Annotated in this window: 8 protein-coding genes; 4 read left to right on the top strand and 4 right to left on the bottom strand. The window is 73.2% G+C overall.

What is annotated here, in order from left to right; translation table 11 throughout:
* The coding region (locus AX721_RS11315) for an NAD(P)(+) transhydrogenase (Re/Si-specific) subunit beta (RefSeq protein ID WP_068876119.1) at positions 1-344 on the top strand (344 nt) is incomplete at its 5' end.
* Between the two features lie 17 nt (positions 345-361).
* On the opposite strand, the gene AX721_RS11310 is transcribed toward AX721_RS11315, so the two are convergent.
* The gene (locus tag AX721_RS11310; RefSeq protein WP_068876118.1) at positions 362-1,735 is read right to left on the bottom strand and encodes a calcium-binding protein; all 1,374 of its coding nucleotides are present in this window, start codon (positions 1,733-1,735) and stop codon (positions 362-364) included.
* 14 nt (positions 1,736-1,749) lie between these two features.
* The gene (locus AX721_RS11305; RefSeq protein WP_068876117.1) at positions 1,750-2,088 is read right to left on the bottom strand and encodes a helix-turn-helix domain-containing protein; all 339 of its coding nucleotides are present in this window, start codon (positions 2,086-2,088) and stop codon (positions 1,750-1,752) included.
* Between the two features lie 134 nt (positions 2,089-2,222).
* Between AX721_RS11305 and AX721_RS11300 the strand changes: the two genes are divergently transcribed.
* From AX721_RS11300 to AX721_RS11290, 3 genes are all read left to right on the top strand, one after another.
* A complete protein-coding gene (locus AX721_RS11300; protein ID WP_068876116.1) occupies positions 2,223-5,216 on the top strand; it encodes an autotransporter domain-containing protein in 2,994 nt (997 codons plus the stop codon).
* 262 nt (positions 5,217-5,478) lie between these two features.
* A complete protein-coding gene (locus AX721_RS11295) occupies positions 5,479-6,372 on the top strand; it encodes a M23 family metallopeptidase (protein WP_068876115.1) in 894 nt (297 codons plus the stop codon).
* Positions 6,369-7,229, top strand: coding sequence for an alpha/beta hydrolase (locus tag AX721_RS11290; protein WP_068876114.1), 861 nt, complete (start codon positions 6,369-6,371; stop codon positions 7,227-7,229). Before AX721_RS11295 ends, AX721_RS11290 begins: the two co-directional genes overlap by 4 nt.
* Here AX721_RS11290 and tilS read toward each other — a convergent pair.
* Both tilS and ybgF read right to left on the bottom strand, forming a co-directional pair.
* Entirely contained in the window at positions 7,211-8,407 is a 1,197-nt protein-coding gene (tilS, locus tag AX721_RS28680) for a tRNA lysidine(34) synthetase TilS (protein ID WP_068876113.1), read from the bottom strand. The genes AX721_RS11290 and tilS overlap by 19 nt on opposite strands.
* Positions 8,395-8,804, bottom strand: a 410-nt coding sequence (gene ybgF, locus AX721_RS11280; protein WP_156467134.1) for a tol-pal system protein YbgF, incomplete at its 5' end; no start/stop codon positions are given. The genes ybgF and tilS, both read right to left, overlap by 13 nt.

The following is an 8,804-nucleotide window of genomic DNA, read 5'->3' as shown; positions in this document are numbered from 1 at the left end:
GGATGCCCGGGCACATGAACGTGCTGCTGGCCGAGGCCAACGTGCCGTACGACGAGGTCTTCGAGCTGGAGGACATCAACGCCGAGTTCGCGACCGCCGACGTGGCCTTCGTGATCGGCGCCAACGACGTCACCAACCCGGCCGCCAAGACCGACCCGCAGTCGCCCATCTTCGGCATGCCGATCCTGGACGTGGAGAAGGCCCGCACGGTGCTGTTCGTGAAGCGCGGCATGGCCGCCGGCTACGCGGGCGTGGAGAACGAGCTGTTCTTCAAGGACAACACCATGATGCTGTTCGCCGACGCCAAGAAGATGGTCGAGGGCATCGTGAAGGGGCTGCACTAAGCCCCTTCGGCCCGGCCTCAGCCGAACAGGTTGTCGCCGATGGCTCCGGTCGTCGGCAGAACGATCGGGCTGTCGTCGCCGCCCACCAGGTGGCCGTTGCGGCCCACCAGCACATAGCCGTCGATCACGCCGTCGCCGTCGAAGTCGACCTCCACCCGCGTCAGCGGCGGGCCGACCAGGGTCGGGCCGAACGTCCCGTCGCCGGGAGGGGCCAGGGTCGGATCTCCGCCCTGCCCGGTGAAGCCGCCGCCGCCGCCGCCGCCGCTGCGGTCGCCCGCACCCTCACTGTCCGTGGTGGTGACGCCACCCTCGGCGGGCGGGGCCGGGCGGGCCGGAAGCTGGATGGTGCGGCCGCCCGCGGTGATCAGCTTGTCGCCGTCGAAGCTGCTGAAATCCAGGATCACGCCCAGAAGGGTCGCGGCGTTCCCGAGCTGGACGGGCGCCTGGATCACGAAGGTGTCGGCGCCTTCGCCGCCCACCGCCGTGGCGCCCTCGGCCAGCTCGATGCGGTCGTCGCCCGCGCCGCCGATCAGCAGGTCGCGCCCACCCCCGCCGTTCAGGGTGTCGTTGCCGGCGCCGCCGACGATGCGCTCGTCCGCAGTCGTGCCGGTGAGCCGGTCGTCGCCATCCGTGCCGATGATCGTCGCGGGAGGCTCTGCGGGCGCAGCGGCGGGCAGGATCGCCTCGACCTTGGCGGCGGGCGCCTCGTCCGCCAGCTCGACGGGCGCGGCGGCCTGGGCCCCATCGTCCGGCGCGCCGCGATCGGCGGCCGCGAAGGCCTCGGTGGGCAGAAGCGCCGCGGCCGCGGCGGTGGCCGCGCCGGGCGCCTGCTGCTGCAGGGTCGCGCCCTGGGTAGCGAGGTCGCGCTCCTGCACCGGCGCGTCCGCGTCGGGCTGGGGCATGCTCGGCTCGTCCGGCGGCAAGTCGGGCAGCTCGGCCGCCTCGGCCGTCCCGCCGACGGCGGTGGTCTCGTAGAAGAAGGCGGCGGCCACCACCAGCGCCAGGAAGGTCTGGCCCTGGCGGGCGGTCAGGCCGAAGGGCAGGATGGTCGCCGACTGGTCCGCCAGGGCGCCCTCGGTCGCGGCGAGGTGGTCGCGCAGGGCGGTGTGCAGGTCGGCGTTCTCGTTGATGGCGTCGTCCACCGCCGAGTGGACCACGAACTTGCCCCCGATCCGCGCCACGTGGATCAGGACGTCGCCGGCGCCGTCGGTGACCACGCACCAGGGGTCGCCCTCGTCCGTGGCGCCGTAGATGACCTCCACGTCGACGCCGCTGGCCGCCAGCCGGTCGGCCAGCTCCTGCAGCCGGGCGCGCTCGGCCGCGGTCCAGTCGCCGCTGTCGCGGACACGGGCGATGAAGGGGACGACCTGGCCCATCTCTTCGGGAAGCATCTCCTGGAGGCGCGCTATCCCGTCGCCTGGCCCTTGAGGGCCTGGGACGCGCTCTCGGCGCCGAACAGCAACCTATATAGTTCAGGTTCGTAGTAGCGCAGCAGCGTCTTGGCGAATTCGCCGGGCTCCAGGCCCAGCGCCTCGGCCCAGGCGCCCTGGGTCTCGATCGGCAGGCGGCCCAACCCGCTCTCCACCTGCGAGACGAAGGTGTAGTAGCGCAAGCCCACCTTCTCGGCCAGTTCGGCCTGTGTCAGGCGCGCCTCTTCGCGGGCCGTCTTCAGCCAGCGGCCGGCCTGCTGGCGCAGGATCTTGATCTGGGCGGCCTTGGCGGGATCGGTCGCGGGTCTCGGCATCAGGGGCTCCGGGCTTGCACTGCGCGCTTGCAGGGCGGTGACAAGCCGCATAATACAGTATTTACGCAACAAATAACTACACGACGTATAGCCGCTTGTCCGTGGCTACCATGTCGCATCGTTTCGGGAAAGCAATGAAGCGTCTCCTCGTGTCCGCGGCCGTGCTGCCGCTCCTCTACGCCGCCTCCGCCCACGCCGAGACGAAGATCACCACGGCCACCACGGCGCCGGTCAAGACCTCGACCATCGCCGGCGGCCAGCCGGACCACCTGACCATCGACAGCACAGGGTCCATCGCGCCCACCGTGGCCGGGCCGGCCGTGACGGTCGACAGCTCCAACGCCGTGATCAACAACGGCTCCATCAACTTCACCGGCGTGAACGGCGCCACCGGCATTCAGGTGAACGGCGGCGTGGCGACCTCCATCACCAACGCCGGCACGATCAGCCTCGCCGAGGACTACACGGCGGCCGACGCCGACAGCGACGGCGACGCCGACGGGCTGTTCGCGCAGGGGTCCGGCCGCTTCGGCCTGCGGGTCCTCTCGCCGGGCGCCACCGGCTCCATCGTCAACAGCGGGACCATCACGGTCGAGGGCAACGACTCCGGCGCCATCTCCATCGAGGGACGGCTCACGGGCAGCCTGACCTCGACCGGCGGCGTGGCGATCACCGGCGACCGCAGCGTGGGCGTCCGCGCCGACTCCGTGTCGGGCGACGTGAGGATCCTGGGCGCCGTGCAGTCCCAGGGCGAGGGCACGGTGGCGCTGCTGCTGGGCGACGTGGACGGCGCGGTGGCGCTGCAGGGCGCCATCACCAACACCGGCTATCGCACCACCGACCGCCTGGCCGACACCGCCCGCGGGAAACTGGACGCCGACGACCTGAAGCAGGGGGGCGGCGCCGTCCGCATCACCGGCAACGTCGGCAAGGGGATCCTGCTCGACCGCCCGCCTGCCGACAACAGCACCACCGACACAGACGAGGACGACGACGGCATCACCGATACGTCCGAGGGGACGGCCTCGATCGTCTCGTACGGCGCGGCCCCGGCGCTCGACATCGGCGGCGTCTCGGCGACCACCATCGGCGCGGTCGGGACCGGCGACCTGGCCTATGGCGTGATCAACCGCGGCGCGGTCACCGGCAACGGCGTCAACGACGGCGTCGCGGCGGTGGCCCTGCGGATCGGCCAGGCCGGCGGCGGGACGGTCACCGTCCAGGGCGGGATCAACAACGCCTCGGGCGCCTCCATCGTCGGCCGCGCCTACCTGGCGCAGTCGACCGCCGTGCTGCTGAACGCCAACGCCGTGGTCCCGGTGCTGCGCAACGCCGGCACCATCGGCGCCGAGCAGAACGGCGGCCTGCACGACGCCCGCGCCATCGTCGACCTGTCCGGCAGCCTCGCCCTGATCGAGAACTCGGGCGCGATCAGGGCCCTGGTGACGCCGGCCACCGGGGTCACCCAGACGGGCAAGACCATCGCCATCGACCTGTCGGCCAATACGACGGGCGCCGTGGTGCGCCAGGCGCTGGTCAACACGGCGGACACCCCCGCCATCGGCGGCGACGTCCTGTTCGGCTCGGGCGCCGACCGGCTGGAGCTGCTGGCGGGCACGCTCTCGGGGACCATGAACTTCGGCGCCGGCGCCGACGCCCTGGTCCTGGACGGCGGCGCCACGGCCGCGGGCCGCATCGTGGACAGCGATGGTCGGCTGAGCGTCGACGTGCGCAACGGCAAGCTCTCGATGGCCAATACCGAGACGGTGACGCTCACCTCGCTGAACCTGGGGGCCAAGGGCGTGCTCGCGGTCAATGTGGATCCCACGCTCACCAACACCCGGCTGAACGTCACGGGGGCCGCCACCATCGAGACGGGGGCGCAGGTGAACGTGACCCTCACCGCCATCTCCCGCGGCGCGCAGTCGTTCCAGATCGTGCAGGCGGGGACCCTGACGGTGGGCCAGGCGGGCGCGACCTTGGCCGGCGCGCCGTTCCTCTACAACGCCGATCTCCGCGCCGACACGACCGCCGGCGCGCTCTACGTCGACCTGCGGCCGAAGACGGCTGCCGAGCTGGGCCTGAACCGCTCGGGTTCCCAGGCCTACGGCGCGGTGTTCGCCTCGCTCGACAAGGACGACGCCGTCGAACAGGCGTTCCTCGCCCAGACCACCCAGTCCGGCTTCCAGGGCCTCTACGACCAGATGCTGCCCGATCACTCCGGCGGCGTGCTGATGTCGGCGGCGGCCATCTCGGCGGCGGTGTCGGGCGCGGTCGCCGTCCCGATGGCCATCGACCGGTCGTCGGGGACCGGCGTCTGGGCCCAGGAGGTCGCCTTCAACATCCGCCGGGACAAGGCCGACGCCGCCGGCTTCAAGAGCCAGGGCTTCGGCTTCGCCGCCGGCATGGACCTGCAGGGCGAGGCCGCGGCTCTGGGTGCGAACGTCAGCTTCGTCACCACCGACGTGAAGGATCGCGGCGCGGCGGCGGGCGAGGAGATCTCGATGAACCTCTTCGGCGCCGGCCTCTACTGGCGCCTGGACGGCGGGCCGCTGCAGGCCGCGGTGCGCGGCGGGGTCGGCTACGCCTTCTTCGACGGCGACCGGCGGCTCGAGAGCGTGAACCTCAGCCGGCGCGCCGACTCCAAGTGGAACGCCTGGATGGTCGACGCCTACGCCGGCGCCTCCTACGAGGTGCAGGTGGGCGGCTTCTATGCCCGGCCCGAGATCTCGGCGAGCTATCTGCGGCTGGCCGAGGACGGCTACAAGGAGAAGAACGGCGGCGCCGGGTTCAACCTGATCGTCGACAAGCGCACCGGCGACATGCTGACCGGCGAAGCCCTGCTGGCCATCGGCTGGAAGTTCGGCGACGAGACCTTCTTCGCGCCCGAGATCAAGGCCGGCTACCGCGCCAAGCTCGCGGGCGGGCCGGCCAAGACCACGGCCCATTTCGAGGGCGGCGAGGACTTCACCCTCGATCCCGAAGACGTGTTCAAGGGCGGCGCCGTGGTGCGCGCGGGCCTGCGCGGCGGCGCGGCGCGGGTGCTCTACGCCGTCAACGGCGGCGCCACCATGGACGGCGACTACGAGGAATACGACATCCGCGCCACGGTGCGGTTCCAGTTCTAGCGGAGACGAAGCCCGGGCCGGATGGACCGTCCGCCGAGTGTCCCTGGGACGGGAACCGCGTACCGGCCCCGGCGCTTCGTGACCCTGGAGCCCCTCCCGGTCGGCCTCGTCCAGCGCCGGCCGGGAGTATCGGGCTTCGCGCCGGGGGTGAGGCCGTTTGCCCGCGGCCCGGATTTTGCCTAGAACGCCCGGCAGTCTGCCGCCCGGCCCCGTTTCGGGGCGCGGCCTTGATCGCTCGCGGTTGGTGGGGAGTTCGAGACACGTGGCGCCGGAACGGAAGCCGATCCTGAAACGTCGTTCGCGCCTGGCGGCCGAGGCGGCCATCGTGGCGGCGGCGGGCCTCAGCGCCTTCGCCGTGGCCCATGCGTCCCTGCCCATGCCGGCGCCTCGCGCCACGACCGCCCAGATCGCCCTCACCAGCGCCCGCCCCGCGGCCGTCGCGGCCCGCCCGGCGGAAGAGGTCCTGATCGCCTTTGAAGAGCCCGTGCCCGGCCACGCCGTCGTCTCGCCCTTCGGCCTGCGCCAGCTGCCCTGGGAGGGGAACGGCCGGCTGCACGAGGGCGTCGACATCTCGGCCGACGCCGGGGTGCCCGCGGTCGCCGTGGCCGACGGCGTCGTGGTCGAGGCGGGGACCAAGGGCGGCTACGGCCGCTACGTGGCCGTGCGCCACGCCGAGAGCCTGACCACCTTCTACGCCCACCTGGGCGGCATCGCGGCCGGCGTGAAGCCGGGCCTGGCGGTGAAGGCCGGGATGCCCCTGGGCCGCATCGGCTCGACGGGCACGTCCACCGGCCCCCACCTGCATTTCGAGATCCGCGACGGCGACGGCCGGCCGCTCAACCCGGCCATGTTCCTGGGCAAGGCCTTCGCCGAGGCCGGCGACCTGCCGATCGACAAGGCCAAGCGGTACTCCGGCCGGGTCCGCATGGCCTATGTGTCCTTCATCCCCGAGAGCAAGCGGGCGCTGATGGAGGCCAAGACCAACCCACAGGTCCTCGTCGTCCGGCGCAAGACCACCGACGCCCAGGACCTGGCCGCCGCCGAGAAGAACCTCGAGGGCCAGGCCCGCGAGGCCGCCAAGCGCGAGAAGATCGACGGCCTGCGCGAGCTGTCCATCGGCCCGGACGGCCGCCCCCGGGCGCAGCTCAGCCTTTGAGCAGTTTCCGCGGCGAGAAGATCGACATCGGCGGCCGGTCCCTGCGGATCGTGCGCGCGGGTCCCGCCGAGACGCCCGCCCATCCCCTGATCGTCTGCGAACACGGCGCCTTCGGCTGCGCCTCGGACTGGGCGGTGGTGCAGGAGAAGCTGGCGGCCAGGGGCCTGCGCAGCCTGGCCTACGACCGCGCGGGGCTGGGCCATTCCGACGCGGGGCCGGAGCCGCGCGACGGCCGCTCGATCAACGACGACCTCGACGCCCTGCTCGGCGCCCTGCGTGAGACGGGCCCGATCCTGCTGGTCGGCCATTCCATGGGCGGGCTGATGGTCCGCCTCTTCGCCCTGGAGCGCGACCGCCCGCTCGCCGGCCTGGTGCTGGTGGACGCGGTGACCCCGGACGTCTTCAGCCTGCCTGGCGGGCCCAGCGCGATCCGCGGTTTCGGCCGGGTGCTGCAGGTGGTCAGCCACGGGGCCCGGTTCGGCCTCATGGTCCCGGTCTCCTTCATCAGCGGCAACCTGATCGGCCTTCCGGGCGCGGCGGGCGCCGAGAAGCGGCGGATCCACGCCTCGGCTTCCCACGCGCATGGCGCGGCGGCCGAGGTGACGCAGTGGCCCCGCACCTCCGAGATGGCCGGCGCGGTGGAGTTGCCCCCGGACCTGCCGGTGGCGGTGGTCACGGCCGGCCCGCACCGGGGCCGCGCGGCGCTGAAGGCGCTACAAGAAAAGCCCGCCAACCACTCCCGAGCGGGGTTCATCGAGCACGTGCCGCCGTCCAGCCACGCCAATCTGCTGGGCCCGCGCTACGCCGACGCCATCGTGCGCGGCGTGGACCACGTGCTTCAGGCCGGCTCCCGCTGAACTAGCCCCGCCGCGGCCCGCAGCCGCTCGCCCACTAGGCTCTCGAGCGGCGCCAGGCGCACCGCGCCGTCCGGCTCCACCACCACGGGCAAGGCCCCGCGCGCCGCCGCCGGCAGCTCGCGCAGGATCGCCCGATCCGGCGGCGAGAGCCGGCTCGCTAGGCCCGACAGGCGCCGGACCTCCGCGCCCCCGGCGATCTCGAACCGCCCGTCGAACACCCCTGGGGATCGCAGAGAGGCCAGACCGCCCCGGCCCGCCTCGCCCGGCTCGCGGAAGATACGTACCGATCCGTCTTCAGACTGGATCCGCGCGCCGGCGAGCGTTGCGGTGAAGGGCGCGGGCCCCAGCAGCGCTTCGGCCGCCCGGGCGGTCCGCGCGGTCGCGGGCAGCCGCTCGCCGCCCCCGGCGCAGACGGCCGCCAAGGCCACGAACCGGCGCGCCTCGTCGGGCGACGCCGACCCTAGTCTTGCAGACTCCAGCGTGATGATCCCGGCGTGTTCGGTCGCGAACCGGGCCAGCTCCAGCGGGCCCTGGAGCGTCGTCGGCGCTGGATGGGGCGGCATGGCCAGCCGCGCCCGGCTGCGGGCGTAGCGCGGGTCGGCATTGGCGGGATCGTCGATCCAGGTCTCGCCCCGCGCGGCGAGCCAGGCGCGCAGGTCCGCCCGCGCCGCCCCCAGCAGCGGACGGAGAAGGAAGACGCCCCGCCCCTGCGGCCAGACCGGCGAGGGCGCCCAGGCCCTGGGATCCGGTGTGGTGGAGCCGCCCGCCCGCATGACCGCGGCCTCGGCCAGATCGTCGGCCGTGTGCCCAAGAAGGATCACCCGCGCCCCAGCCTCCCGCGCCGCGTCCGCGAGCAGGCGGTGCCGGGCCAGGCGCGCGGCGGCGGGCAGCCCGGCGGCAGGCTTGTCGCCAGTCCAGCAAAGGGCGCGGAACGGGCGGTCGAACCGGGCGGCCACCGCGGCGCAGGCTTGCGTCCAGGCGGCGCTGTCCGCCTGAAGCCCATGGTCGACCGTGAGGATCAGGAGGTCCCGCCCGGCCCCGCGCGCCCAGGCGTCGGCGATCAGGGTCAGCGCGAGGGAGTCGCTGCCGCCCGACAGGCCGACGGCGAGGGGCCGGCGGCTGTCGCGGAGCAGATGGCCATCGAGGATACGGCGGGCTTGCGCCTCTAGGCCGCGCACTTGGCCTGGGTGCGCGTGGCGGCGGCGCGGCTCTGGACGTTGGCCGGCGCCTTGGGATAGCGCCGTGCGAACTCGGCCAGGGTCTGGCAGGCGTCCGCCGGCTTCTTCAGCGCCACCAGCGACCGGGCCAGCTCCACCACCGCATCCGGCCCCCACGAGGTCTGGGGCCAGCCGCGGATGGCGGCGATATAGGCCTGGGCCGCATTGGCGTGGGCGCCGCGGACCCCCAGGGTCTTGCCCCACCAGTAGTTGGCCTCGGCCGCCTTCGGGCCGTCGGGATAGGTCTCCACATAGGCGGCGAACGCCGCCTCGGCGCCGTCGTAGTCGCCGGCCAGCATCAGTTGCCGGGCCTGGGTGAAGTCCTTGGTCGGGTCGCCTTGGGGCGGCGGCGGGGGCG

This window comes from Phenylobacterium sp. CCH9-H3 (genome assembly GCF_001557235.1).
In the GTDB taxonomy this organism is placed as follows: domain Bacteria; phylum Pseudomonadota; class Alphaproteobacteria; order Caulobacterales; family Caulobacteraceae; genus Phenylobacterium.
This window is presented reverse-complemented; position numbering and strand designations above follow the sequence as displayed.